The sequence below is a fragment of the Micromonospora sp. WMMB482 genome, from assembly GCF_019038635.1.
Lineage (GTDB): Bacteria > Actinomycetota > Actinomycetes > Mycobacteriales > Micromonosporaceae > Micromonospora > Micromonospora marina.
Genome location: NZ_JAHOPD010000020.1, coordinates 6,006,379 through 6,030,049 on the forward strand (window position 1 = coordinate 6,006,379; position 23,671 = coordinate 6,030,049).

The 23,671-nt window shown below is 73.8% G+C and carries 25 protein-coding genes and 1 riboswitch; of the genes, 15 read left to right on the forward strand and 10 right to left on the reverse strand.

What is annotated here, in order from left to right:
- Nucleotides 1-36 precede the first annotated feature (36 nt).
- The 8 genes from KSK32_RS29325 to KSK32_RS29360 all read left to right on the forward strand — a co-directional run bounded on the left by KSK32_RS29325 (nucleotide 37) and on the right by KSK32_RS29360 (nucleotide 6,797).
- Entirely contained in the window at nucleotides 37-1,065 is a 1,029-nt protein-coding gene (locus KSK32_RS29325) for an FAD-dependent oxidoreductase (RefSeq protein ID WP_254187230.1), read from the forward strand.
- 86 nt (nucleotides 1,066-1,151) lie between these two features.
- Nucleotides 1,152-1,898 carry a lysozyme gene (locus KSK32_RS29330; protein ID WP_216934616.1) on the forward strand — a complete coding sequence of 249 codons (747 nt, stop codon included), beginning with the start codon at nucleotides 1,152-1,154 and terminating at the stop codon, nucleotides 1,896-1,898.
- A gap of 103 nt (nucleotides 1,899-2,001) precedes the next feature.
- Nucleotides 2,002-2,676: a peptidoglycan recognition family protein gene (locus KSK32_RS29335; protein WP_216934618.1), complete on the forward strand. Its 675-nt coding sequence runs from the start codon at nucleotides 2,002-2,004 to the stop codon at nucleotides 2,674-2,676.
- Between the two features lie 91 nt (nucleotides 2,677-2,767).
- A complete protein-coding gene (locus KSK32_RS29340) occupies nucleotides 2,768-3,130 on the forward strand; it encodes a helix-turn-helix transcriptional regulator (RefSeq protein ID WP_216934620.1) in 363 nt (120 codons plus the stop codon).
- Nucleotides 3,127-3,768, forward strand: coding sequence for an SRPBCC family protein (locus KSK32_RS29345; protein WP_216934622.1), 642 nt, complete (start codon nucleotides 3,127-3,129; stop codon nucleotides 3,766-3,768). Before KSK32_RS29340 ends, KSK32_RS29345 begins: the two co-directional genes overlap by 4 nt.
- 449 nt (nucleotides 3,769-4,217) lie before the next feature.
- Nucleotides 4,218-4,784 carry an NADAR family protein gene (locus tag KSK32_RS29350; protein WP_216934624.1) on the forward strand — a complete coding sequence of 189 codons (567 nt, stop codon included), beginning with the start codon at nucleotides 4,218-4,220 and terminating at the stop codon, nucleotides 4,782-4,784.
- 34 nt (nucleotides 4,785-4,818) lie between these two features.
- A complete protein-coding gene (locus tag KSK32_RS29355) occupies nucleotides 4,819-5,328 on the forward strand; it encodes an NUDIX domain-containing protein (protein WP_216934626.1) in 510 nt (169 codons plus the stop codon).
- Between the two features lie 185 nt (nucleotides 5,329-5,513).
- Nucleotides 5,514-6,797, forward strand: a complete 1,284-nt coding sequence (locus tag KSK32_RS29360; RefSeq protein ID WP_216934628.1) for a sulfite oxidase — start codon at nucleotides 5,514-5,516, stop codon at nucleotides 6,795-6,797.
- An 8-nt stretch (nucleotides 6,798-6,805) separates the two neighbouring features.
- Here KSK32_RS29360 and KSK32_RS29365 read toward each other — a convergent pair whose 3' ends face one another.
- The 4 genes from KSK32_RS29365 to KSK32_RS33665 form a co-directional block, all read right to left on the reverse strand.
- Nucleotides 6,806-7,348 (reverse strand): RNA 2'-phosphotransferase, encoded by a 543-nt coding sequence (locus KSK32_RS29365; protein WP_216934629.1) that lies wholly within the window; start codon nucleotides 7,346-7,348, stop codon nucleotides 6,806-6,808.
- A 308-nt stretch (nucleotides 7,349-7,656) separates the two neighbouring features.
- The gene (locus KSK32_RS29370) at nucleotides 7,657-8,706 is read right to left on the reverse strand and encodes an aldo/keto reductase (protein WP_216934633.1); all 1,050 of its coding nucleotides are present in this window, start codon (nucleotides 8,704-8,706) and stop codon (nucleotides 7,657-7,659) included.
- Between the two features lie 76 nt (nucleotides 8,707-8,782).
- A complete protein-coding gene (locus tag KSK32_RS33660) occupies nucleotides 8,783-9,241 on the reverse strand; it encodes an ATP-binding cassette domain-containing protein (protein WP_289256422.1) in 459 nt (152 codons plus the stop codon).
- Nucleotides 9,242-9,258: 17 nt separating this feature from the next.
- Entirely contained in the window at nucleotides 9,259-9,531 is a 273-nt protein-coding gene (locus KSK32_RS33665; protein ID WP_254187231.1) for a hypothetical protein, read from the reverse strand.
- 452 nt (nucleotides 9,532-9,983) lie between these two features.
- On the opposite strand from KSK32_RS33665, the gene pgi reads away from it, so the two are divergent.
- The gene (gene pgi, locus KSK32_RS29380; protein ID WP_216934635.1) at nucleotides 9,984-11,618 is read left to right on the forward strand and encodes a glucose-6-phosphate isomerase; all 1,635 of its coding nucleotides are present in this window, start codon (nucleotides 9,984-9,986) and stop codon (nucleotides 11,616-11,618) included.
- A gap of 47 nt (nucleotides 11,619-11,665) precedes the next feature.
- Here the strand turns inward: pgi and KSK32_RS29385 are convergent, their stop codons facing one another.
- A complete protein-coding gene (locus KSK32_RS29385; RefSeq protein WP_091042698.1) occupies nucleotides 11,666-12,076 on the reverse strand; it encodes a hypothetical protein in 411 nt (136 codons plus the stop codon).
- A gap of 37 nt (nucleotides 12,077-12,113) precedes the next feature.
- Nucleotides 12,114-12,656, reverse strand: coding sequence for a GNAT family N-acetyltransferase (locus KSK32_RS29390; RefSeq protein WP_216934636.1), 543 nt, complete (start codon nucleotides 12,654-12,656; stop codon nucleotides 12,114-12,116).
- Between the two features lie 59 nt (nucleotides 12,657-12,715).
- On the opposite strand from KSK32_RS29390, the gene KSK32_RS29395 reads away from it, so the two are divergent.
- Together KSK32_RS29395 and KSK32_RS29400 are read left to right on the forward strand one after the other, a co-directional pair.
- On the forward strand, nucleotides 12,716-14,050 hold the full coding sequence (locus KSK32_RS29395; RefSeq protein ID WP_216934638.1) for an SWIM zinc finger family protein: 1,335 nt from the start codon (nucleotides 12,716-12,718) through the stop codon (nucleotides 14,048-14,050).
- Complete coding sequence (locus KSK32_RS29400; RefSeq protein WP_216934640.1) at nucleotides 14,047-16,566, forward strand: hypothetical protein; 2,520 nt, start codon at nucleotides 14,047-14,049, stop codon at nucleotides 16,564-16,566. The genes KSK32_RS29395 and KSK32_RS29400 overlap by 4 nt, the downstream gene beginning before the upstream one ends.
- A 121-nt stretch (nucleotides 16,567-16,687) precedes the next feature.
- On the opposite strand, the gene KSK32_RS29405 is transcribed toward KSK32_RS29400, so the two are convergent.
- Entirely contained in the window at nucleotides 16,688-17,140 is a 453-nt protein-coding gene (locus KSK32_RS29405) for an EVE domain-containing protein (protein WP_216934642.1), read from the reverse strand.
- A 129-nt stretch (nucleotides 17,141-17,269) separates the two neighbouring features.
- Nucleotides 17,270-17,380: riboswitch (SAM riboswitch) on the forward strand.
- Between KSK32_RS29405 and KSK32_RS29410 the strand changes: the two genes are divergently transcribed.
- The 4 genes from KSK32_RS29410 (at nucleotide 17,374) to KSK32_RS29425 (ending at nucleotide 20,039) form a co-directional block, all read left to right on the forward strand.
- Complete coding sequence (locus KSK32_RS29410; RefSeq protein ID WP_216934644.1) at nucleotides 17,374-17,532, forward strand: hypothetical protein; 159 nt, start codon at nucleotides 17,374-17,376, stop codon at nucleotides 17,530-17,532. It overlaps the preceding riboswitch by 7 nt.
- Before the next feature lie 109 nt (nucleotides 17,533-17,641).
- Nucleotides 17,642-18,496 carry an ABC transporter substrate-binding protein gene (locus KSK32_RS29415; RefSeq protein WP_216934646.1) on the forward strand — a complete coding sequence of 285 codons (855 nt, stop codon included), beginning with the start codon at nucleotides 17,642-17,644 and terminating at the stop codon, nucleotides 18,494-18,496.
- A gap of 38 nt (nucleotides 18,497-18,534) precedes the next feature.
- On the forward strand, nucleotides 18,535-19,305 hold the full coding sequence (locus KSK32_RS29420) for an amino acid ABC transporter permease (protein WP_216934648.1): 771 nt from the start codon (nucleotides 18,535-18,537) through the stop codon (nucleotides 19,303-19,305).
- A complete protein-coding gene (locus KSK32_RS29425) occupies nucleotides 19,302-20,039 on the forward strand; it encodes an amino acid ABC transporter ATP-binding protein (RefSeq protein ID WP_216934650.1) in 738 nt (245 codons plus the stop codon). The genes KSK32_RS29420 and KSK32_RS29425 overlap by 4 nt, the downstream gene beginning before the upstream one ends.
- A gap of 9 nt (nucleotides 20,040-20,048) precedes the next feature.
- Here KSK32_RS29425 and KSK32_RS29430 read toward each other — a convergent pair whose 3' ends face one another.
- From KSK32_RS29430 to KSK32_RS29440, 3 genes are read right to left on the reverse strand one after another with little or no spacing between them, the layout of a single operon-like run.
- Entirely contained in the window at nucleotides 20,049-20,969 is a 921-nt protein-coding gene (locus KSK32_RS29430) for a carbohydrate ABC transporter permease (protein ID WP_216934651.1), read from the reverse strand.
- Nucleotides 20,966-21,991 carry a sugar ABC transporter permease gene (locus tag KSK32_RS29435; protein ID WP_216934653.1) on the reverse strand — a complete coding sequence of 342 codons (1,026 nt, stop codon included), beginning with the start codon at nucleotides 21,989-21,991 and terminating at the stop codon, nucleotides 20,966-20,968. Before KSK32_RS29435 ends, KSK32_RS29430 begins: the two co-directional genes overlap by 4 nt.
- Nucleotides 21,988-23,667, reverse strand: a complete 1,680-nt coding sequence (locus KSK32_RS29440) for an extracellular solute-binding protein (RefSeq protein ID WP_216934655.1) — start codon at nucleotides 23,665-23,667, stop codon at nucleotides 21,988-21,990. Before KSK32_RS29440 ends, KSK32_RS29435 begins: the two co-directional genes overlap by 4 nt.
- Between the last annotated feature and the right edge of the window lie 4 nt (nucleotides 23,668-23,671).

Below are 23,671 nucleotides of genomic sequence, written 5' to 3' on the forward strand. Positions count from 1 at the left end.
CCGGGGCTGTCCGCGCTGCTGGGCACGCTCGACGGGATGGCGGCCGGGCTCGACCCGGCCGCGCCGTGGCGGGCCGCCGAGGCGGCGCGGTGGGACCGGATCACGCTGGGCGGCTGGCTCGACGCGAGCGCGGCCGACCCGGTCACCGCCGGGTACGCCGGCCGGCTGCTCGCCGGTGGGCTGCTGGCCGCCTCGCCGGACGAGGTCTCACTGCTGCACATGCTGTTCTACCTGCGCAGCGGCGGCGGCACCCGGTCGCTGCTCGGCATGGCCGGTGGCGCCCAGCAGGACCGGATCGCCGGCGGTCCGGCCGTACTGGCCGAGCGGATGGCCGCCGCGCTGCCGCAGGGGAGCCTGTGCCTGCGCGCGCCGGTGGACGGCGTCGCGCAGGACGGCGACGGCGTGCGGGTGCGCGCAGGCGGCTCGACGTACCGCGGCGACGCGGTGGTGGTCGCGCTGGCGCCGGCACTGGCCGGGCGGATCCGGTACGACCCGCCGCTGCCGTCGCTGCGCGACGGGCTGACCCAGCGGATGCCGATGGGTGTGGCGCTCAAGGTGCACGCGCTCTACCCGGAGCCGTTCTGGCGGGCCGACGGCCGGTCCGGCGTGTCCACCACCGACACCGGGCCGCTCACCGAGACGGTGGACAACTCGCTGCCGGACGCGCCGGGCGGAATCCTCACCGCGTTCAGCTACGGCGCGCAGGCCCGGACGCTGCGCCGGCTGCCTGACGACGCGCGGAGGGACGCGCTGTGCGACGCGCTCGCCGCGATCTTCGGCCCGGCCGCCGCGCGCCCCGACGATCTCGTCGAGTACGACTGGTCGGCCGAGGAGTGGACGCGCGGCTGCTTCAGCGGCGTCCTGCCACCCGGGGCGTGGTGCGCGTACGGCCCGGAACTGCGGACGCCGGTGGGCCGGGTGCACTGGGCCGGCACCGAGACCGCGACCCGGTGGAACGGCTACCTGGAGGGCGCGGTGACGGCCGGTGAGCGCGCCGCCGCCGAGGCACTCGCCCAGCTCGGCCGAGCACCCGATTCAGCGAGATTCTTCGATGCAATCTATTGAAAAGTTTCTCCACCCTGTGACCTAATGACGACAGTTCCTTTCGTCATACTCCCGCCGCCGGAGCGCGGCAACCCCAGGGAGGACAGATGCACAGGTCGATCCGATCGGCGCTGCGCGCGGCCGGAGCCGCGCTGCTCGCCACCGCCACCGTCGCCGCGGCGACCCTGTCCGGGGCAGCCCCCGCCGGCGCCGCCCCGGCCGGGCTGCCCGGCATGGACGTCTCCAGCTACCAGGGCAACGTGAACTGGTCCGGGGCATGGGCCAACGGCGCCCGGTTCGCGTACGTCAAGGCGACCGAGGGCACGTACTACACCAACCCGTACTTCGCCCAGCAGTACAACGGCTCGTACAACGTCGGGATGATCCGCGGCTCGTACCACTTCGCCCGCCCGGACACCACCAGCGGCGCCACCCAGGCCAACTACTTCGTCGACCACGGCGGCGGCTGGTCGAAGGACGGGCGGACGCTGCCCGGCGCGCTGGACATCGAGTACAACCCGTACGGCGCGACCTGCTACGGGCTGAGCCAGGCGTCGATGCGCAGCTGGATCGCCTCGTTCGTCAACCAGTACCACGCCCGCACCGGCCGGTGGGCCACCATCTACACCACCACCGACTGGTGGAGCACCTGCACCGGCAACACCTCGCAGTTCGCCGCCAACAACCCACTGTGGATCGCCCGCTACGCAAGCAGCGTCGGCACGCTGCCTGCGGGCTGGGGCACGTACTCGTTCTGGCAGTGGTCCTCCTCCGGCGTCTTCCCCGGCGACCAGAACGTCTGGAACGGCTCGCTCGACCGGCTGCGCGTCCTGGCCTGCAACGGACCCTGCTGACCCCGGCCCGGGCGTGGCGGGCGGTGCCGGTCCCGCCGTGCCCGGCGTACCCCTCGATCCGGCCCGCCGCCCGGCGGCGCTCCCCTTCCACGAGGAGGCTGCGATGTCTGCTCCTGTCCCCCGGCGGACCGTGCTGCGCGGCGCGGTCCTGCTCGGCGCCGCCGCCGGTGTCGGCGCGCTGACCCGGATCGGCTCCGGCCCCGACGCGCGGGCCGCCGCCACCCGGGTCGACCAGCCGACCATCGCCAACTGCGCGACCTGGGGCGCCCGGCCGCCCTCGTCGCCGGTGAGCGTGGTGACCAGCCGGCCCAACAAGATCATCGTCCACCACACGGCGTTCCCGAACACCACCGACTACAGCCTCGCCCAGGCGTACCGCAACTCCCGCGACATCCAGAACCTGCACATGGACGGCAACGGCTGGCTCGACTCCGGGCAGCACTTCACCAACAGCCGGGGCGGCCACCTGACCGAGGGCCGGCACGGCAGCCTCTACGCGCTGCTGCACGGCCAGACCATGGTGCAGGGCGCGCACTGTGTCGGGCAGAACAGCCAGGCCATCGGCATCGAGAACGACGGCATCTACGTGGATGTCCAGCCGCCGCAGGCCCTCTGGAACAGCCTCGTCACGTTCTGCGCGTTCACCTGCCAGCAGTACGGCATCGCGCCCACCGAGATCTACGGGCACAAGGACTTCAACGACACGCAGTGCCCGGGCCTGCTGCACGGCCGCCTGCCGGAGCTGCGTCGTACCGTCGCCGCCCGTCTCGGCGGCTGACCACGGGGGTACGCGGGGCGCCCGGGTGCGACGGGCGCCCCGTGTTACGTCAACGCTAGCTTATATAAGTTAGCTCTGATATAAAGACGTCGTGCACGCCTTCGACGTCCTCGGCGACCCGGTCCGCCGCCGGATCCTGGAGCTGCTCGCCGACGGCGAACAGCCCGCCGGCACGCTCGGCGAGACCGTGCGGCGGGAGTTCGGCATCAGCCAGCCCGCCGTCTCCCAGCACCTCAAGGTGCTGCGCGAGCACGGCTTCGCCACGGTGCGCGCCGAGGGCACCCGCCGCCTCTACGCCGTGGATCCCGGCCCGCTGCGCGAGATCGACGCGTGGCTGGACGGGTTCCGCCGCTTCTGGACGCCGCCACTGGCGGCGCTCGCCACCGAGCTGGCCCGGGGCCGCCGCGAACGGCGGCTGCGCGAGGACACCACCGACGAGAGGACCGACCCATGATCGACGTGACCGGACAGATCAGCGCCGTCGAGCGCCGCATCGGCGCCCGTACGCTCCCCGCCGGGCACGCGCGGGTGCTCACCATCGCCCAGACGTACGACGCGCCGGTCGCCGACGTCTTCGACGCCTGCACGAACCCGGAACGCATACCGCGCTGGTTCCTGCCGGTCACCGGTGACCTGAGCCTCGGCGGCCGGTACCAGCTGGAGGGCAACGCCGGCGGCACCGTCGAGCGCTGCGACCCGCCGCACGGCTTCGCCGCCACCTGGGAGTTCGGCGACGAGGTGAGCTGGATCGAAGTGCGGCTGCGTGAAGCAGGGCCCGGGCGTACCCGCTTCGAGCTGGAGCACGTCGCGCACGTCGACGACCAGCGGTGGGCCGAGTACGGTCCGGGCGCGGTCGGCATCGGCTGGGACCTCGCGCTGGTCGGCCTGGCCTCCCACTTCGCCACCGACGGCACGGGCGTCGACCCGGCCTCCGCACCCGAGTGGATGGCCTCACCCGACGGCCTGCGTTTCGTCACCGAGTCCAGCAACAGGTGGACGGCAGCAAGCGTCGAGGCCGGCACCCCGTCCGACGAGGCACACGCCGCAGGCGAGCGCGTCACCGCGTTCTACACAGGCGCCCCCACTCCCTGACCACCCCACCCTCGCCCACCCCGCCCGCCCGCCCCGCCCCGCCCCGTCGATCTTGCACTGTGAGCCCGCAGAATGTCCGGTAAGCGCGTTACGCGGAGCACCAAAGCGCAAGATCGCGGGGAGGGGCGCGGCGGGCCTTGGAGATCTTGGAAGGAAGTGGCCCTTATAGGGGCCGGTTCGTTCCTAGATCTCTCGGAATCTCGTGATGCGGGACGACCTTCTCTGCAGTTGAGACGAGCGCTCGGCTCGGGCGGGCGAGATGTGGCTCGACGCCGCGAGGCGCGCGTGATCGGCCCGTCGATGCGAGCGGACGCGCCGAGGCAGAGGGCGGGCCGAGGCAGGGGGCGGGAACGGGCGGAGATGTCCGTCATGGATGGTCACGTCGGAGCGCCGTCCCGCGGGCGAAATGCGGGGGTGGGTTGTCGGTGGGGTGGGGCAGACTGCGGGGCATGCCGATCCGTTCCGTCGCCGACCTGACCGCCGCGCTCGACACCGGCCAGACGGTCAAATACCTGCATTTCTGGGGGCACCGGCCGCAGCGTGACGGCAGCGTCGGCGCGGGCTGCCTGAGCCAGTGGTGGCCGGCGCCGTTCACAGTGGACGGGCGTGAGTTCGCCACCGCCGAACACTGGATGATGTGGCACAAGGCCACGCTCTTCGGTGACCACGCGATCGCCGGGCGAGTGCTGGCGGCCGGGCATCCGCACCGGGCCAAGGCGCTCGGCCGGCAGGTCCGCGGCTTCGACGAGGCGACCTGGGCGGCCCGCCGCCACGAGATCGTGGTGGCCGGCAGCGTCGCCAAGTTCTCCCAGCACGAGCCGTTGCGGCGGTTCCTGCTCGGCACCGGCGACCGGGTGCTCGTCGAGGCCAGCCCGACCGACCGGATCTGGGGCATCGGCCTGACCGCCGACGACCCGCGCGCCGCCGACCCGTCGAGGTGGCGGGGCGGCAACCTGCTCGGGTTCGCCCTGATGGAGGCACGCGCCACACTCGCCGGCCGGTGGGGTGACGCCTGACCTCGAGCCGGGGGTGCGGGTAACGTGCTGCGGCGTGACCGCGTACTCGCACTGCTCGTTCTGCGGCGTGGCCTACCCGGCGGGCGCCGGGTGGCCGCGCGTCTGTTCCTCCTGCGGCGAGACGGTGTGGCGCAATCCGCTGCCGGTGGCGGTCGCGGTGCTGCCGGTCCGCACGCCGGAGGGACTCGGCGTGGTGGTGGTGCGCCGCGACATCGAACCGGCCCGGGGGCAGCTCGCGCTGCCGGGCGGCTTCATCGAGTACGGCGAGGAGTGGTCCGAGGCGCTCGTCCGTGAGCTGCGCGAGGAGACCGGGTTGCGGGCCGAGGCGGGCGAGGCGCGGCTGTTCGCGGTGCACGGCGCACCGGCGGGCGGCACGATGATGGTCTTCGGCGTGCTGCCCGAGCGGCCGGTCGGTGACCTGCCGCCGTCGGCGCCGACCGAGGAGGCCACCGAATGGCTGGTGCTCACCGATCCGGTCGAGCTGGCCTTCTCCACGCACACCCGGGTGCTCGCCGATTTCCTCGCCGGTCAACGCCCGCTCTGACCAGAACCCGGGTCCGGCCACGCAGATGAGCGCGCTGCCCGCGCCGCGGCATACCAGCCCGAAGCCGGCCACAGGTTCGGCGTGACCTCCAGCCCGTTGCGGGAGCCGCCGCCACCTGCGATCAATCGACGAAAAGTCCTACTGGTTGAATAGGAAAGGCAGCGTCGCCTAACCGGAGGTCAGCCGTGAGTCACTCCCCGTCCCCCGCCGAAGCCGTCCACGACGCCGACCGGAGCCGGCAGTGGCTCGCCGGGCAGGCGCACGGGCCGGGCGTCGACCGCGACCGGCTGCTGGAGGTGGGTGCGGCGATGGGTGCGGTGACCGCCGCCGCCGAGGAGCGCGAGCCGGTCGCGGTGGCGTCCGCGCCGGTCGGCGTCGACCCCGGAGCGCCGATCGTCAAGCCGCTGCCGCCGGAGTTGCTGCGCCCGCTGGACACCAACGCCGAGATGCGCTGGCCGTCGATGGCCGGCCAGGGGTACGTGGTCCCGGTCGACCGCTTCTTCGTCCGCAACCACACGCTCACCCCGCGCCTGGACGCGGCCACCTGGCGGCTGCGGCTGTTCGGCGACGGCCTGCGCGGCGCGCCCACCCGCGACAACCCGGTCGAGTTCGACCTCGACGAGCTGCGCCGGCTGCCCGCCGAGGAGCAGGCGGCGCTGCTGGAGTGCGCCGGCAACGGGCGGCGCTACTTCGCCGAGCAGCAGGACGAGCCCACGCCGGGCGTGGTGTGGGGGCTGGGCAGCGTCGGCGTGGCCCGGTGGCGGGGCGTCCGGCTCGGCACGGTGCTGCGCCTGGCCGGGCTGCGTGACGAGGCGGTCGACGTGATGCCCGAGGGCCTCGACCCGGACTACGTCAGCGGCGGGGTCAACCTCGGCCGGGTACGCCGTCCGATGCCGGTCGCGAAGGCGCTCGACGACGTGCTGCTGGCGTACGAGATGAACGGCGAGCCGCTGCCCGCCGACCACGGTTTCCCGGTGCGGGTCGTGGTGCCCGGCTGGGTCGGCATCTCCTCGATCAAGTGGGTGGGCGCGATCGAGGTCTCCACCACTGCCCTGTTCTCGCCGTGGAACACGCAGTTCTACCGGATGTTCGGCCCCGGCCATCCGGCCGACGGCACCGTGCTCACCGCCCAGCCGGTGCGCAGCGCGTTCGAGCTGCCCTGGGACGCCCGGGTGCCGGCCGGCGAGGAGATGCTGCTGACCGGCCGCTCCTGGTCCGGCAACGGCCCGATCGCGCACGTCGAGGTGGACACCGGCGACGGATGGCGCCCCGCCGACCTGGTCGCCGCGGACCGGGGTGGTGCCTGGCAGCGCTGGACCGTCCGCTGGCGCCCGCCGGCCGCCGGACGGCACGTCCTGCGCGCCCGCGCCACCGACCGGACCGGCGCACGGCAGCCCGACCGGACCGCGCCGAACGACCTCGCGTACCTGTTCGACGCCGTGGTGGCCCACCCGGTGACCGCCTGCTGACCGCCGCTTCAGGTGGTGCCGAGGTAGATCGGCGGGACGGTGTCGGTGAGCCACACCCCGTTGGCCGAGCGGTAGAACAGGTACCCGGCCTCCGCCATCGCCTCCGCGTCCACGGTCAGCACCACCACCGCGCCGCCCCGGCGCGCGCCGACCCGCCGGGCCGTCGCCACGTCCGGCGACAGGTGTACGTGGTGCCGCCCGCCCCGGCGCAGCCCCTGCGCCCGGATCGCGTCCAGCACGGCCTCGCCGGTGCCGTGGAACAGCCGGGGCGGCGGCGCGGCCGGGGTCAGGCCGAGGTTGACCGGCACGGAGTGGCCCTGGCTGGCGCGGATCCGGTCGGCCCCGTCCGGGCCGGCCTCCACCGCGAAGCGCTGCTTGTCGTTGCCCGCGACCACGGCGTCCAGCGCGGCGCGGCTGATCCGCAGACCGGCGAGCACGTCGGCCACCGGCGCCCACCCGGCCCGGTCGAGTCGCAGCCCGTACGCGTCGGGCCGGTGCCGCAGCGCCAGCGACAGCCGCTTGCTCACCCGAACGAGTTCCCGATGTTCCACCCGCCCAGTGTGGAGCCGCACCCTTCCTGTGTCGACGCAGTTCCCCACCCACCGCTCCCCTGGCCCGCCCCGCGCCCGTCTCGCTCCGTCCGCCGCCCCTCCCTGCTTCGCCTTGCCTCTCCCGTCCCCGCCTCGCCTTTCCCCGCCTTGCCCCGGCCTGCCGTGCCCCGCCCCGCCGATCTTGCGGTTTCCGCCCCTCGGGTGTCCGGATCGCGCTGTTTGCCGGGGCCGGAACTCCATGATCGACGGGCGGGAGCTGAGGGCGGGGAGGAGGAGGGGCGGGGAAGGGCGGCGGGTGGCGGGACGGGTCAGGCTGCGGCTCGGTCCGGGAGGGAGCGGCGGCGGTGGGACGGGTCGGTCAGGGTGGGCGGGGACCAGGCGCCGTCGGGCTGGTAGAGGTTCGTGCCGGGCGGGACGATCTCGTCGATCCGGTCCAACACCGCATCGTCGAGCGTCAGCTCCGCACCGGCCAGCAGCGCGTCGAGCTGGTCCATGGTGCGCGGTCCGATGATGGCCGAGGTGACGGCCGGGTGCGCGGCGGTGAACGCCACGGCGAGCTGCGGCAGCGTGCAGCCGACCTCGTCGGCGAGCGCGACGAGGTCCTCGACGGCGGCGTACTTGGCGGCGTTACCGGGCAGCGCCGGGTCGAACCGGGCCGGGGTGAGCGCCGGGCGGCCCGCGCCGAGGTCGACGGGCCGGCCCTGCCGGTACCGGCCGGACAGGAAGCCTGCGGCCAGCGGGCTCCACACCAGCACGCCCATCCGGTAGCGGCGGCAGACCGGCAGCACCGACGCCTCGACGCCGCGCGCCAGGATCGAGTACGGCGGCTGCTCGGTGCGGAACCGGCCGAGCGCCCGCCGCTCGGCGACGTGGTGCGCCTCCACGATCTCCTCGGCCGGGAAGGTCGAGCAGCCGAACGCGCGGATCTTCCCGGCCAGGACCAGGTCGGTGAGCGCGCCGAGCGTCTCCTCGACGTCGGTGGTGTGGTCGGGGCGGTGCACCTGGTAGAGGTCGATCCAGTCGGTGCCCAGCCGGCGCAGGCTGTCCTCGACGGCCCGGACGATCCAGCGCCGCGAGTTGCCACCCCGGTTGGGCCCCTCCCCCATCGGGAAGTGGACCTTCGTGGCGAGCACCACGTCGTCGCGCCGGCCGCGCAGGGCCTTGCCGACGATCTCCTCCGACTCGCCGGCCGAGTACATGTCGGCGGTGTCCACGACGTTGATCCCGCGGTCGAGTGCCGCGTGGACGATCCGGGCGCAGTCGTCGTGGTCGGGGTTGCCGACCGCGCCGAACATCATCGTGCCGAGACAGTGGACGCTGACCTCGATGCCGGTGCCGCCGAGGACGCGATAGCGCATGTGAACTCCCTGGGTCGCATCGCGCCGTCCGGTGGCGCGCGGTCCGGTCACGGTAGGAGTTCGAGTGCGCTGGAGGTCAACCGTCGGCGGGTTCGGCGCTGCCGGCGAGGTGGCCGGCCGCCTGCAACTCGAACAGCTCGCGGTCGAGACCGCGTGCGGCCACCAGCCGTTGCCACTGCCCGCCGGACAGGTCCTGCCCGTCCTTGAGCTGCCGGTCGAGCAGCGTGTCGTACCCGAACGGCAGCTCGCTGAACACGTTGTGCGCGGCGGCGTCGCGGGCGGCGGTCTCCACGCTGGGGCCGGGTCCGCCGGTGGGGTCGTGGCGGCCGGCTCGGATGTTCTGCCGGGCGGTGAACGGCAACTTCCACCAGTCCTGGCTCATCACCGCGACCTGGGCGGCGGTCTGCCGTGGGTCCAGTTCGGCGGCGTCCACGCCGTCCCAGCGGATCGTGCCGCCGTTGGGCCGGTAGAGGCCGGCGATCAGCTTCGCGAGGGTGGTCTTGCCGGAGCCGTTCTCCCCCACCAGCGCGATCACCTCGCCGCGCCGGACCGTCAGGCTGACCTCGGCGACAGCGGCCGTGTCGGTTCCGGGTAGGGCAGGCTGACCCGCTCGGCGTCGATGCGCTCGAAACCGTCGACCGGCAGGCGCCCGCCCGACGGGATCTGCCGCGTCGCCCGGGCGAGGAAGTCGCGGTAGTCCTGGTAGCAGAGGGCGTCCTCGTAGAGCGAGTTGGTGGCGAAGACCGCCGTGCGCAGGCTCGTACGCGCGGACCGGAGCGCGAGCGGCGCGGTGGCCGCCGCCGCGAGCGCCACCACACCGCCCACCAGCAGCGTGATCCGGGCGAGCCAGTCGGGTCGGCCGCGAACAGTTGGTGGAGCACCCGGTGGTGGCGAGCAGGCAGAGCGTGGTGAGCACAGGCGGCGACGTTCAGGCCCAGCGAGGCGGCGGTGTCCCGGCGGCTGGTCGCCCAGGCGAGAGTGATCGCCGCACGGATCAGCGCGGATAACCGGCACGGGTCACCCCGGCCATGGCACCCCCTCGACGCGATCGGGCAGCAACGCTGGACACTGCGCTCCGCTATCGAGCGATGTCATTCGGTGATCGGCGTGTCGTACAGCTGTCCCAACGGCGTGTCCCGGAACGGTGGCCGGGAAGACCCGCCCGTGCGGTGGTCGCCGCCGGGTCCCGTCGCGCGAGACCGGTCCGGGTGGCAGGCTGGTGGGGTTCGCCGGCGCGCGCCGGCCGACCGCCCGTCGCGAAGGAGAAGATCGACCCGATGGCTGTGGACGTCACCACCACCGACGAATGGCAGGCGCTGCGCAAGCACGCCGAGGCGATGCGCGGCACGCACCTGCGCGACCTGTTCGCCGCCGACGGGCAGCGGGGTGAGCGGCTCACCGGCGAGGTCGCCGACCTGCACGTGGACTACAGCAAGCACCTGGTCACCGACGAGACGATCGCGCTGCTCGGCGCGCTCGCCGAGCGGGTCGGGCTGACCGGCCGGATCGCGGCCATGTTCGCCGGACGGCACATCAACACCACCGAGGACCGGGCCGTGCTGCACACCGCGCTGCGCCTGCCGCCGGACGCGTCGCTCACCGTGGACGGCCAGGACGTGGTCGCCGACGTGCACGCCGTCCTGGACCGCATGTCGGCGTTCGCGCAGCGGGTGCGCTCCGGCTCGTGGCGCGGCCACACCGGTGAGCGGATCACCACAGTGGTGAACATCGGCATCGGCGGCTCCGACCTCGGGCCGGTGATGGCGTACGAGGCGCTGAAGGCGTACCGGGACGCGGGCATCAGCTGCCGGTTCGTGTCGAACATCGACCCGACCGACATCCACGACAAGACCGCCGACCTGGACCCGGCGAGCACGCTGTTCGTGGTGGTGTCCAAGACGTTCTCCACCCAGGAGACGCTCGCCAACGCCGACCAGGCGCGGCGCTGGCTGCTCGCCGGGCTGGACGCGGACGACGACGCCGTGGCCCGGCACTTCGTCGCGGTCAGCACCAACGAGCAGCGGGTCCGTGACTTCGGCATCGACCCGGAGAACATGTTCGGCTTCTGGGACTGGGTGGGCGGACGCTACTCGCTGCCCTCGGCGGTCGGCCTGTCGGTCATGCTGGCGATCGGGCCGGACCGGTTCCGGGAGATGCTGGCCGGCTACCACACGGTCGACGAGCACTTCCGGTCCGCGCCGGTGGAGCGCAACGTGCCGGCGCTGCTCGGCCTGCTCAACGTCTGGTACACCGACTTCCTCGGCGCGGAGACCCACGCGGTGCTGCCCTACTCGCAGTACCTGCACCGGTTCCCCGCCTACCTCCAGCAGCTCACCATGGAGAGCAACGGCAAGTCGGTACGCCTCGACGGCTCGCCCGTCACGTACCCGACCGGGGAGATCTTCTGGGGCGAGCCCGGCACCAACGGGCAGCACGCCTTCTACCAGCTCATCCACCAGGGCACCCGGCTGATCCCGGCGGACTTCATCGCGTTCAGCCGGCCCAACCACGACCTGGGCGACATGCACGACCTGTTCATGTCGAACTTCTTCGCCCAGACCGCCGCGCTGGCGTTCGGGCGGACCCGGGAGCAGGTGGAGGCCGAGGGCACCGCGCCCGAGGTGGTGCCGCACCGGGTGATGGCGGGCAACCACCCGACCACGTCGATCCTGGCGCCGAAGCTCACCCCGGCGACGCTGGGCCAGCTGATCGCGCTCTACGAGCACATCACGTTCACCGAGGCCGCGATCTGGGACATCAACGCGTTCGACCAGTGGGGCGTGGAGCTGGGCAAGGTGATGGCCAACCAGCTCGCGCCGAAGCTCACCGGGCCGGACCCGGACCTGGCCGACGTGGACACCTCGACCGCTGAGCTGATCCGCCGCTACCGGGCCGAGCGCGGCCGGAGCTGACCACTGCGCCCGTGGCGTCCCGCGCACTCCGGGCGGGACGCCACGAGTCAGCGGCGCAACAGGTCGGCGTGCGCGGCGCGCAGCCGGGTCAGCGCCGGGTCGCCGGCCGGGGCGCGGCGGTCGAGTTCGGCCCACGCCTCGGCGAGTGCGTCGGCCAGCACCCGCAGCTCGGCGGCGTGCCGCCGGCCGGACTGCCGGTGCAACTCCTCCAGGCGACGGGCCCAGCCGGCGCTGATCGCGGCGACGCGCTCGGCGTCGGCACGCGCCTGCGCACCGGTGCGGGCGGCGGTCGCGGGCACGATCGCGGCGACCGGCCGGGGATCGCCGTCGCGGGTGACGAGCGTGACGGTGTCGGTCAGCTCGGCCAGGGAGACGAGCTGGGTGAGCCGGGTGCGGACCTCGCGCAGCGGCAGGGCGCGCGGCTGGGGGGACCGGTCGGCCAGTGCGGGGACAGCCATGGACACATGTTGACGTCCGGGTACGACAATTTTCCGGTCAGGCGGTCCACTCCGGCGCCAGCACGGACCAGACCTCCAGGTCGGCGCGGCCGTCGGGTGCCGGGGCGGCCCCGCGCATGACGCCGTCGCGGCTCATGCCGAGCCGCCGCGCGACGGCGATGCTGCGCTCGTTGCCCGCCTTCGTGACCCACTCAACCCGGTGGATGCCGCGCTCCCGCACCGCCCAGTCGATGACGAAGCGGGCCGCGCGGGTGACCAGGCCCTGCCCCTCGGCGCCCGGTTCCAGCCAGCAGCCGGCCTCGCACACCCCGCGTTCGGTGCTCAGCGACACGAACAGCACGCCGCCGACGAGCGTGCCGCGCTGCCAGATGCCCCAGAGGCCGCCGTCGTCGCGGGCCCACCGGTCGGCGTACGCCTGGAGGACCTTGCGGGCCGACTCGGCGTCGGTGGCGACGAAGGACGCGCCGACCCAGGGTGCGATGTGCTCGCGGCAGCGGTCGAGGTTGGCCAGGAACTCGTCGGCGTGCCAGGGCGACAGTGGACGCAGCTCGGCGTCGTCGGTGAGGGCGTGGGCGAACATCCGAGGAAGCTAGCAGGACCGTCGCGCTTTTGTCGGTCGGTCCCTCTACGGTCTGCGCCGTGAACGCCGTCCAGACGTACCGATATCTTCAGCCGTCCGCGCTGCGCACCGCCGGTCTCGATCTGCAGACCTGCGGCGGTCCGGCGGCCAACCCGCGCTTCTTCGCCGGATTCCTCACCGCCCCCGCCGCCGCGGCGGCCGGGCTGCTCGCCGTCGCCGAGGTGGCCCGCACCCGCTACCACCAGCCGGTCAGCCCGGCCAGCCTGGACCCGGTGGTGACCGGCAGCCGGGGCCGCCTGCGCTTCGAGTCGTTCTCGGGCTGCTGCGGGGTGTACGCACGGATGGACGTCCTGCCGGACGGGCTGGACGGGGAGATCAGCGGCCACGGCACCACGAACGTGGACGTGAACCCGCCGCTGCGGGAGGCGCTGGCCCGGGTGGGCGACATCGAGCCGCTGCACGTGGCGGTCGGCCCGGACGACCTGACGGTTTCCACCCTGGACGGCGCGGTGGTCGAGCGGAAGGTGCCGCTGCCCGGCCGCTGGCTGCGCGGCTTCGCCGAGGTGCACGTGCTCACCGCCGGCTTCGAGCCGCGCGCCGAGATCGCGGCGGCGGAGGCGGTGGCGTTCCTGCGGCGGCTGCCCGCCGCAGGCGACCGGAGCGTGCTGTGGGCGGTGCCCGCCGGGCGTACGCTGCGGCTGACCTCCCGCCCGGTGCCAGGCGCGGTCTGCCTGGCCGGCGCGGGAAGGCTCGCGGCGCTGCGCGGCGTGCTGCGGCACGCGCGCTCCCTGCGGGTGTACGGCCCGGCCGTGCGGGCCGGTTCACCGGCCGTGCCGAGCACGTGGGAGCTGGACACCGGGGCGCTGCGGGTGTCGCTGACGCTGTCCCCCGAGCCGTACCGGGGGTTCTCCGGCGAGGGCGCGGCCCTGGCGGCGCTCGCGGGCGACGACGTGGTCGACGACGCGGAGCTGGTCGGCGCGCTGCTCAACTGGGATCCGGCGATCGACGTCGCCGCGCTGGCCGACGCCGCCGCGCTACCCGACGAGCGGGTGCGTGCCGCGCTCGCCCAGCTCGGCACCGCCGGGCGGGTCGGGTACGACGTGGCGGACGGGGCGTACTTCCACCGGGTGATGCCCTACGACGCGGGCCGCGCGGAGCGGGACAACCCGCGGCTGGTCGGCGCGCGGGCACTCGTCGAGCGCGGCGCGGTCGAGCGCGACGGCGAGCACGCGACGGTACGCACCGACGCCGAGACCTACCGGGTGCGCCGCCACCCGGACGGCGCGTACTCCTGTTCCTGCCGCTGGTGGGCCCGGCACCGCGGGCAGCGGGGGCCGTGCCGGCACGCGCTGGCCGTGTCGATGGTCGCGGCGCCGGTGGAGGCGCTGTCGTGACCGGCTTCGCCGAGGCGGTGGTGCGCGGCAGGATGTCCGAGGTCCGGTCGGCCCTGGCCGGGCTGGACGAGCCGGCCCGGCGCGCGCTCGGCGACGAGCTGGTCGCCGACGTGCGCCGCCGGCGGGACGCCTGGTGGTGGCGGGGCGAGGCGGCGACGCTGGCGGTGGCCGCGGTGGGGACGCTGAGCACCTCGACGAAGGTGGCCGCGCTGCTCGGCCGCCGCTCGGTCTGGCTGGCCGGCGTCGACGCGGCGCCGGTGGTCGACGTCGCCCGGGAACGCGGGGTGACCTGGCTGGCCGACGTGGCGTACAAGCTGGCCGACCGGCTGCCCCGGGACCGGATGGTCGCGGGCTGGCGGTTCGTCGCCGGTCTCCTGCTGGCGGAGAAGGCGCCGCCGCCGACCGCTGACGACTTCGTGCATGGCTGGGCCGCCGCGCAGGGCTGGCCGGATCCGCGCGGGACGCGCCCGCCGACAGTGGACCGGCTGCGCGCGGACCCGTTCCTGGACGCGCTGCTGCCGCGCCTGTTCGAGGTGGACGGCGTGGGCACCGAGCTGGCTCGGGGCGACGGCACGGGCACGGAGGCGGTGCCACGGGCGCTGGTGGCGCTGGCCGCGGAGGGCCGGCTCGACCGGGCGGTCCTGCTCAACGGTGTCCTGGGCCGGCTGCTGCGCGGCGACCGGCCGGGCGCGCTGCGCCCGTTCCTGGTCCTGCACGACCTGCTGGCGCCGACCCCGGACGAGGTGGCCGTGCGGTCGAGCGCCTATCTGCGTCTGCTCGCCGACGGGCCGGGGCCGGTGGCCCGTACCGCACAGCGGACGCTGCGGCAGGCCGGTGACGTCGCCGAGCCGGAGGCGCTGTGGGAGGCCGCCCGGACGGTGCTGGCGCGGCCGGAGAAGGCGCTGGTCCGGGCGCAGGTGTCCTGGCTCGACCGGCTGGCCCGGCAGCACCCGGACCGGGCCCCGGAGATCGGCGCGGTGCTCGCCGCGGCGGCCGCCCATCCCGATGCCGGCCTGCGCGAGCGCGCGCTGACGCTGGCGCGACGCCACGGTCACCGGCCGGTGGCCGTCGCCACAGTGGCCGAGGCCCGCGACGACCTGCCGCCGCCGCTGCCGGCGGCGGCCGCCCCGCCGCAGATCGCCGAGGTCGACGAGTTGGTGGAGGAGGTCGCGGCGGCGTTGCGCGGGCAGTGGCCGACGGCGGTTCTCGAACGGGTCGTGGACGGCCTGGTGCGGGTGGGCACCCGCGAGCGCGACCGGGTCGCGGCGGCACTGGCCCCGGTGCTGCGCCGGGCGGGGGTGGCCGAGTACCACGAGACCTGGGCCCGGTTCCTTCCCGGGGCGCAGATGAACGGGTTGCTGCTGGCCGCCGCCGGGATCGGCGACGCCACGCGCCGCCGGGACAACTGGGCCTCGGTGCTGGCGACGTCCCGGTCCGCCCAGGCGACGTCCGGGCGTCCCGCACCGACGTGGCTCTACCGGTTGCGCCTGGCCGAGGCAGGGCAGCGGCTGGACGGTCACGACGATCCCGGGCTGCTGTCCGCGCCCACCTCGACCAGCGGCGCGATCGAACCGGCTGTGCTCTACGAGCGGCTGGCCGCGCTCGGCGACCGGGGGCACTGGCAGTGGGACTGCGCGCAGGCGTTCCTGCGCCTGCCGGCCGTCGTCGACGAGCCGCTGGCGGCGCGCGCGCAGGCGCTCGGCACGGCCGCCGGGATCGAGCTGGCGGCCTGGTTGCGCGGCGAGGCCGTGCCGGTGCCGGTGCAGGAGGTGGTGACGGTGGGCCGGCGGGAACGGTCCCGCGCGTACGACTGGAGCTACGACTCGTTGCCGGAACGACGCCGGCTGGTCGCGCTCACCCCGCCGGCCGGCGTGGACGACCGGTTCGGCCTGCTCACCCTGGCGCCTCCGGCGATCGGCACCCGGATGTTCGGCACCGTCGGCCTGTGGCCGGCCGTACTGCCCGGGCACCGCGGCGTGGTCGCCGCCCAGGTCCTCCCCGAACTGGCCATGGCCGCCCAGGAGGATCTCGGCGGACGAGGGCCGGTCCTGCTGGCGCTGGCCGAGTGCACGGGCGCGGGCGGGCCCGCGCTGGACCTGGCCGTGGCGTACGGGCTGTGTGCCCGGCACGAGGCGGACCGGGTGGCCGCGCTCGACGCGCTGCTGATCCTGGCGGCCGCCGGTGACATGGACGCGCCTCGGGTCGGCGGGCATCTGGGCGAGATGGGGGCGCAGGGGCAGGTGACCCTCACCCGGGCGGTCACGCCCCTGCGCGACGCGGTGGCGGCGGGTGCCCCGCTGAGCGTGTGGCGGCTGCTCGCCGGGGCGTTGCCGCCGCTGCTGGCCGCGCCGGCACCGCCCCGGGGCACGCCGGACCTGCTGGCGCTGGCGGCGGAGACGGCGACCGCGACGGGCGTCCGGATCGAGGTGCCCGGACTGGCCGACGTGGTGGCCCGGGGCGGCGGCAGCCGGCTGGTCGCCGAGGCCCGCCGGCTCACCACCGCCATGGCGGCCTGAACCGGGGCCTCACCGCCCGAGCCGGCGCGGTCGCCCGAGCGGTCACGTCGTCACCCGAACGGGCGGCGGGCCGGCGGGCGGACGCGCGCCCGCCCGCCGCGCCCCGGCACGGCGCGCCCGGTCAGACGAGGCTCTCGCGCGGCAGGTAGCCGCGCAGCGCCTCGAACTGGGCCACGGTCAGGTAGGACGGGTTCGCCGCCTGCGGTTGCCGGAACACCTCCGCCCCGGCCAGCCGTGGGTCGGCGCGCAGCAGCTCCCGGCGTACCCGGAGCGGCTCGTCGAGGATCGTCAGGTCCAGCGGCGCGGTCCGCGGCCGGCCCGGCGTCCCGGGCTCGGGAGCGGCGGCGATCCGGCCGACGCCCCAGACGCCGTACGGCGCGCGACCCCGGCTGCCGCTGGCCCAGAACACCACCGGCTGACCGGCGCGCATCAGGCGTACCCGGTAGCCGGGGCGGACACACCAGCCGGTGACCCGCGGGTCGGCGGCGAAGCGCGCCGCCAGGTCCACCGCGTCCGCATTGCCCTTGATCAACCACGCGCCGAGGTCGTCGGCTGTCACCCGCCGGTCGGTCATCCGCCCATTCTGCGGCCCGCGGGCCGGACCCGCCCGGCAGTCGTCCCGGCCCGGCGGTGAGGCGCCGCGCGTGAGGGTGGTCATAACGGCTGGACGGCCGCCGCGGCGGTGCTGCTAGCCTTCTGGGCAGGTCATGAGCGCCAGCGCGAAGCCCCGGCTCGCTGGCCGGCAACCCTCCTCCGCGGTGGGGTGCCCCGGGTGAAGACCAGGCACCGGCAGCCGCCGGTGCAAGCGTGGCCTGGCACCCAGGTCAGCAACAGACCAGGGAGACCGATGATCGCACCACCCTCCACCGCGACGTCGCCGCGTACCCGGCCCGCTTCGCGCTGGTCAAGCGCCGCCACGTCGACCTGATGCGGGTGTGCAGCGACGCCTGTCGCCGCGCGCGCTGAGCGAACGCCACCCTCCTTTCCCCGATCCACCCTTCTCCGGCCCGGCCGTCCGTCCGGCGCGGGCCGGCGCCGACGCGCGCCGCGCGTCCATCCACTTTGGAGAGACATCGTGCGTTTCCGTACCGTCCTCACCCGTGCCGCCGCCGTCGGCGCGGCGGCCCTGCTCGCCGTCACCGCGCTCACCGCCTGCGGCAGCGACGACACCGCAGCGGCCGACAACCCGTACGGCCTGCTCCGGCCCGGCGTGATCCGCGCCGGCACGCTCACCGACGCCCCGCCGAACGTCTTCCTCTCCGACGGGAAGTTCACCGGCTTCGACAACGAGCTGCTGCGCGCCGTGGCCGACAAGATCGGCCTGAAGGTGGAGTTCGTCGGCACCGACTTCTCCGGTCTGCTCGCCCAGGTCAACAGCGGCAAGTTCGACGTGGGCAGCTCCTCGATCACGATCACCGAGGCCCGCAAGAAGACTGTGGACTTCGGCAACGGCTACGACTTCGGCTACTTCGGCCTGGACGTGCCCGCCGGCTCCCCGATCACCGGCTTCGACCAGCTCGCCGGCAAGCGCGTGGTGGTCGTCCAGGGCACCGTGCAGGACGACTACGCCACCAAGCAGAACCTCGACCCGGTGCGGGTGCCCGACTACAACAGCGCGATCAACCAGCTCAAGGCCGGCACGGCCGACGCCTGGATCGCCCCGGCCGAGATCGGTGACAAGTCCGCCGCCGACAGCAACGGCCGGATCAAGGTCGCGGCGAAGCAGCTCAGCCCCACCCCGACCGCGTACGCGGTGGCCAAGGGCGACGACAGGCTGCGCGAGGCGCTGAACAAGGGCCTGGACGAGGTGATCGCCGACGGCACCTGGAGCCGCCTGCAGGCCGAGTACTACCCGGGGCGGCCGATCCCGGCCGGCTTCAAGCCCGGCAGCGGCTCGGTGGCCGTGCCGTCGCCGCCGGCGGCTTCCTGAACCGGTGACCGAGCACGAGCGGGGCGGACGGAGCGGACATGGATCCACTGAGCACGTTGTGGGAGACGTTCTTCGACTGGGACTCGATGCGCGAGGCGCTGCCCGAGATGCTCACCGTCGGGCTGCCCAACACGCTGACCCTGGCGGTCTCCGCCGCCCTGCTCGGCTCGGTGCTGGGCATGCTGCTGGCCGTCGCCGGCATCTCGCGTACCCGATGGTTGCGCTGGCCGGCGCGGGTCTACACCGACGTGTTCCGCGGCCTGCCGGCCGCGGCGACCATCCTGCTGATCGGCGTGGGCCTGGCGCCGTTCGGCATGCGGGTGTGGGGGCCGAACCCGTATCCGCTCGGGGTGCTGGCGCTGTCCCTGATCGCCGCCGCCTACCTCGGTGAGATCTTCCGGGCCGGCATCCTGAGCGTGGAGGCCGCCCAGCTGGAGGGGGCGCGGGCGCTCGGCTTCTCCTGGGGCGAGGCGATGCGCCTGGTGATCATCCCGCAGGGCGTACGCCGGGTGCTGCCCGCCTGGGTCAACCAGCTCATCGCGCTGATCAAGGACTCCAGCCTGGTCTACTTCCTCGGCCTGCTGGCCAGCCAGCGGGAGCTGTTCCGGATCGGGCAGGACTACGCGGCGAACACCGGCAACCAGTCCGCGCTGCTGCTGGCCGGGTTGTTCTACCTGGTGCTGACCGTGCCGCTGACCCACGCGGTCAACTGGCTGGACCGGCGCCTGCGGCAGGGCCGCCCGGCCGCGCCGCCCGAGCCCGAGACCGAGCCGGCCGACCTCACCCCGTCCGGAAGGGATCCGCGATGACCACCACGACCTCGGTCAGCCTGGCCGTCCGCGACGTGCACCTGGCCTTCGGCGCGCACCGGGTGCTGCGCGGCGCGGACCTCGACGTGGCCCGGGGCCGGGCGGCCTGCGTGATCGGCCCGTCCGGCTCCGGCAAGTCGACGCTGCTGCGCACCGTCAACCGCCTGATCGAGCCGGACCGGGGTGACGTCCTGCTGGACGGGCGCAGCGTGCTGCGCGACGACCCGGACGTACTGCGCCAGCGCATCGGCATGGTGTTCCAGCAGTTCAACCTGTTCCCGCACCTGAGCGTGCTGCGCAACGTCACGCTGGCGCTGCGCAAGCTCAAGAAGCTCAGCGAGGACGAGGCGGTGGCGGTGGCCCGCGCCCAGCTCGACCTGGTCGGCCTGGCCGGCAAGGCCGACGCGCGGCCGGCGCAGCTCTCCGGCGGCCAGCAGCAGCGCGTCGCCATCGCGCGGGCGCTCGCGCTGCGCCCGCAGGTGATGCTGTTCGACGAGGCGACCAGTGCGCTGGACCCGGAACTGGTCAAGGGCGTGCTCGCGGTGATGGCGGACCTGGCCGCCGCCGGCATGACGATGGTCGTGGTGACGCACGAGATGGGGTTCGCGCGGCGCGTCGCAGACACGGTGGCGTTCATGGACGCGGGCGTGGTGCTGGAGGCCGGGCCGCCGGAGGCGGTGTTCGAGGCACCGGAGCACCCGCGGCTGCGGCGCTTCCTGTCCCAGGTGCTCTGACGCGCCGGCTCAGCCCTTCACCGCGCCGATCAGGACGCCCTTGACGAAGTGCCGCTGGATGAACGGGTAGACCGCGACGATCGGGGCGACGGTCAGCACCACCACCGCCATCTTGATCGCCTCGGTCGGTGGCATGGTCACCCCGCTGCTGGCACCGGAGGTGTGCGGGGCCTGCCCGGCCAGCAGGTAGCTCTGGAGCACCCGCTGGATCGGGTACATGTCGTTGCGGTCGATGAACAGCAGCGCGTCGAACCACACGTTCCAGTAGCTGACCGCGTAGAACAGGCCGACCACGGCGATCACCGCGCGGGACAGCGGCAGCACGATGCGCGCGAGCGTACGGACGTCACTCGCGCCGTCGATACGGGCGCTGTCCAGCAGCTCCGACGGGATGCCCTGGAAGAACCCGCGCACCACGACCAGGTTGAACACGCTGATCGCCGGCGGCAGGACCAGCGCCCAGATGGTGTCCTTCAGGCCCAGCCCGGTGACCACCAGGTAGCGCGGCACCAGCGGCGGGTAGACCAGGAACGGGATCAGGAAGTACGCCAGCAGCCAGCGGTGGCCCAGCGAACCGGGCCGGGACAGCCCGTACGCGGCGAGCACGGTGACGGTCAGCGCGACGGCGGTGCCGATCACTGTGACGAGCGTGCTGATCCACAGCGCCCGGGTGACCGCGCCACCGGCGAAGATGGTCTCGTACGCGGACGTGTCGACGCCGCGGGGCACGACCACCAGGCCGCCGGCCCGCGCGATCGTCTCCCGGGACGAGAAGCTGGTCACCAGGATCACCCAGAGCGGAAACAGCACGCCCGCCACCAGCACCGTGAGCGCGACGGCCTTGAGCCCCTGCCCGAGGCGGGTGGGCGGTTCCTGCCACACCGGCCGGCGGGATCGGTCGCCGGCGGCCCGGCGGATGAGCGTGGTCATGACTTCGAGTAGATCCCTCGTTCGCCGAGCATGTGCGCCACGCGGTTCGCGGCCAGGATCAGCACCAGCCCGATGACGGCCTTGAACAGCCCGGCCGCCGCGCCGTAGCCGTAGTTGCCGGTGGCGATGGAGAAGTGGTAGACGAAGGTGTCGAGCACCTCGGCGGCCTGCCGGCCGACGGCGTCGCGTTGCAGCAGGAACTGTTCGAAGCCGACCGAGAGCGCGTCGCCGAGGCGCAGGATGAGCAGCAGCACGATCACCGGGCGCAGGCCGGGCAGCGTGATGTGCCACAGCCGCCGCCACCGGCCGGCGCCGTCCGCGGCGGCGGCCTCGTAGAGGTTCTGGTCGATGGTGGACAGCGCGGCGAGGAACACGATCGTGCCCCAGCCGACGTCCTTCCACACCGCTTCGACGGTGACCAGGACGATGAACGTGTCCGGGTTGGTCATCACGTTCCACGGTTGCAGCCCGGCCTCGCGCATGCTCTGCGCGAGCAGCCCGGCGCCACCGAGCATCGCGACGAAGAACGTGACCACCAGTACCCAGCTGAAGAAGTGCGGCAGGTAGACGATCGTCTGGATCAGCCCGCGCAGCCGGCTGGACAGCAGGTTGTGCAGCGCGATCGCCAGCAGGATCGGCAGCGGGAAGAAGAACACGAGCTGGAACGCGGTGATCGCCAGCGTGTTGCGGAACGCGTCCCAGAACGCCGGGTCGTCGAACAGCAGCTGGAACTGCCCGAAGCCGATCCACTCGCTGTGCAGGAACGCCTGCCACGGGTTGTCGCCCAGGTAGGGGTTGTAGTCCTGGAACGCGATCACGTTGCCGGCGATCGGCAGGTAGCTGAAGATCAGCAGCACGAGGAAGCCGGGTGCCACCATGGCAAGCAGTTGCCAGTCCCGGCGCAGCCGGGTGCGCAGCGGCACCCGGCGGCGGGACGGGCGACGGCGGGGCGGACGGCCCGGTGGGGCCGGCGCGTCCGGCCGGGCCCCCTCGGGCCCGGCCAGGACGGCCGGCTCGTTCACCGGCCCTCCTCGGGCAGCGAGTCGGCGAGCAGTCTGCGGGCCTCCTCGCCGCCGTTCGCCTTCCACTCCGCGACGATGGCGTCCACGTCGCGCAGCGGTCGGCGGCCGCGCAGCACGTCGGTGAACTTGTCCTCGGTGGGCACCTGGTTGGCCTTGTAGGCCGCCGGCATCTCCAGCTTCACGCCCGCCCAGGGGTTGGGCTCCATGTGCTTGACCATCTCGTTGGAGTACGCGAGCACGTCCGGCACGAAGCGCGGGGTGTCCGGGAACGGCCCGATGGCGGGGTTGCGGCCGCTGATGAAGAAGTACTGGTTGGCGATCTCCTTGAACGCCAGGTCGGTCTTGACGGGCCCGTTCGGCGACGGGGTGTGGTGCCTGCCCGCGACGCCGAAGTCCCGTAGCTGGGCCTCCTGGCTGCCGAGCGGCGCGGAGCACCAGTTGATGATCCGCAGCAGTTCCTGGACCCGGTCCTTGCCGAGGCCCTTCTTGACGAACGTGTAGGAGATCGGCTCGTCGTCGCCCCAGACCAGCGGGTCGCCGCCGGTGGCGGAGAAGATCGGCACCGGCTGGATGTCCAGCCTGGGGTTTGTCTTCTGGTGCTCGGCCTGGGCGCCCTGCCAGAAGCCGACGCCGTCCTGGTGGAACACGATCGCGCCGTTCTTGGCGAACAGCTGCTTGGCGTCCGCGCCCTTGCTGGCCACGATGTCCGGGTGGACCAGGCCGTCGGCGTAGATCTTGGTCATGACCTCCAGGGCGCGGCGGAACTCCGGGGTCTCGTACTTGAACTCGGGCGTGCCGTCCGGCTTGACCCGCCACCCGCCCTTGTGACCCGGCACCTTGTGGAACATCTGGATCATGGCGAAGACGTCGTTGAACGCCCACACCTTGCGCGTCGGGTCGGTGACCTGCTTGGCGGCGGCGAGCAGGTCGTCCAGGTTCGCCGGCACGGCCAGGCCACGCGCGTCGAGCAGGTCCTTGCGGGTGAACAGCGCCCAGGGGAACGGCCCGTCCGTGGGGTTCGGCACGGACATGATCCGCTCGTTCCAGACCGCACGCCGCCAGGCCCCGGTGGGGAAGCTCGCCAGCATCGGGTACGCGGCGGCGGCGTCGCCCTTCAGGTGGTCGGTCAGGTTCTCGAAGAGCACCTTGATCGCCTCGGCGAAGCGCGGGATCTTCTCCACCTCCCACCCCGGCACGCACAGCAGGTCCGGCACGTCCCGCGCGCCGAGCATCGCGTTGAGCTTGTCGGCGTACGTGGCGCCGTCCTGGATGGTGAAGTTGACCGGCGTCCCCAGCTCGGCGTTGACGGCTTGGAGGTAGGCGCTCTGCGCGACTCCGGGCGGCGCCGGGCCCCAGGCGGGAGTCATCGCGGTGACCTGCTTGCCGCTGGTGCCGGGCTTGCCGGTGACGGCGTCGACGAGGTTCGCCGGATAGCTGGTGTAGCCGTCGGGCACCGGGCGCGTACCGGTGATGTCGGGTTTGATGCCGCCGGGCAGGTCCTTGCGGGTGGGCAGCAGGCCGGAGACGGCGTCGAGGTCCTGGGCGGCGCCGGAGCCGGCCGGCTTCTCCGAGCAGCCGGCGAGCAGCGGGCCGGTGGCGGTGGCGGCCACGCCGAGGCCGACCAGGCCGAGGAAGCGGCGGCGGGAGGAGCCCGGGTCGGGGTGGTGCGCGGTCATCGGT

What these genes read in the sequence shown, in the direction of transcription:
- KSK32_RS29325 (WP_254187230.1), top strand. Translation starts at nt 37, where the DNA reads ATGGCGGCCGGGCTCGACCCGGCCGCGCCGTGGCGGGCCGCCGAGGCG.
- KSK32_RS29330 (WP_216934616.1), top strand. Translation starts at nt 1,152, where the DNA reads ATGCACAGGTCGATCCGATCGGCGCTGCGCGCGGCCGGAGCCGCGCTG.
- KSK32_RS29335 (WP_216934618.1), top strand. Translation starts at nt 2,002, where the DNA reads ATGTCTGCTCCTGTCCCCCGGCGGACCGTGCTGCGCGGCGCGGTCCTG.
- KSK32_RS29345 (WP_216934622.1), top strand. Translation starts at nt 3,127, where the DNA reads ATGATCGACGTGACCGGACAGATCAGCGCCGTCGAGCGCCGCATCGGC.
- KSK32_RS29350 (WP_216934624.1), top strand. Translation starts at nt 4,218, where the DNA reads ATGCCGATCCGTTCCGTCGCCGACCTGACCGCCGCGCTCGACACCGGC.
- KSK32_RS29370 (WP_216934633.1), bottom strand. Translation starts at nt 8,706, where the DNA reads ATGCGCTATCGCGTCCTCGGCGGCACCGGCATCGAGGTCAGCGTCCAC.
- pgi (WP_216934635.1), top strand. Translation starts at nt 9,984, where the DNA reads ATGGCTGTGGACGTCACCACCACCGACGAATGGCAGGCGCTGCGCAAG.
- KSK32_RS29385 (WP_091042698.1), bottom strand. Translation starts at nt 12,076, where the DNA reads ATGGCTGTCCCCGCACTGGCCGACCGGTCCCCCCAGCCGCGCGCCCTG.
- KSK32_RS29390 (WP_216934636.1), bottom strand. Translation starts at nt 12,656, where the DNA reads ATGTTCGCCCACGCCCTCACCGACGACGCCGAGCTGCGTCCACTGTCG.
- KSK32_RS29405 (WP_216934642.1), bottom strand. Translation starts at nt 17,140, where the DNA reads ATGACCGACCGGCGGGTGACAGCCGACGACCTCGGCGCGTGGTTGATC.
- KSK32_RS29420 (WP_216934648.1), top strand. Translation starts at nt 18,535, where the DNA reads ATGGATCCACTGAGCACGTTGTGGGAGACGTTCTTCGACTGGGACTCG.
- KSK32_RS29425 (WP_216934650.1), top strand. Translation starts at nt 19,302, where the DNA reads ATGACCACCACGACCTCGGTCAGCCTGGCCGTCCGCGACGTGCACCTG.
- KSK32_RS29430 (WP_216934651.1), bottom strand. Translation starts at nt 20,969, where the DNA reads ATGACCACGCTCATCCGCCGGGCCGCCGGCGACCGATCCCGCCGGCCG.
- KSK32_RS29440 (WP_216934655.1), bottom strand. Translation starts at nt 23,667, where the DNA reads ATGACCGCGCACCACCCCGACCCGGGCTCCTCCCGCCGCCGCTTCCTC.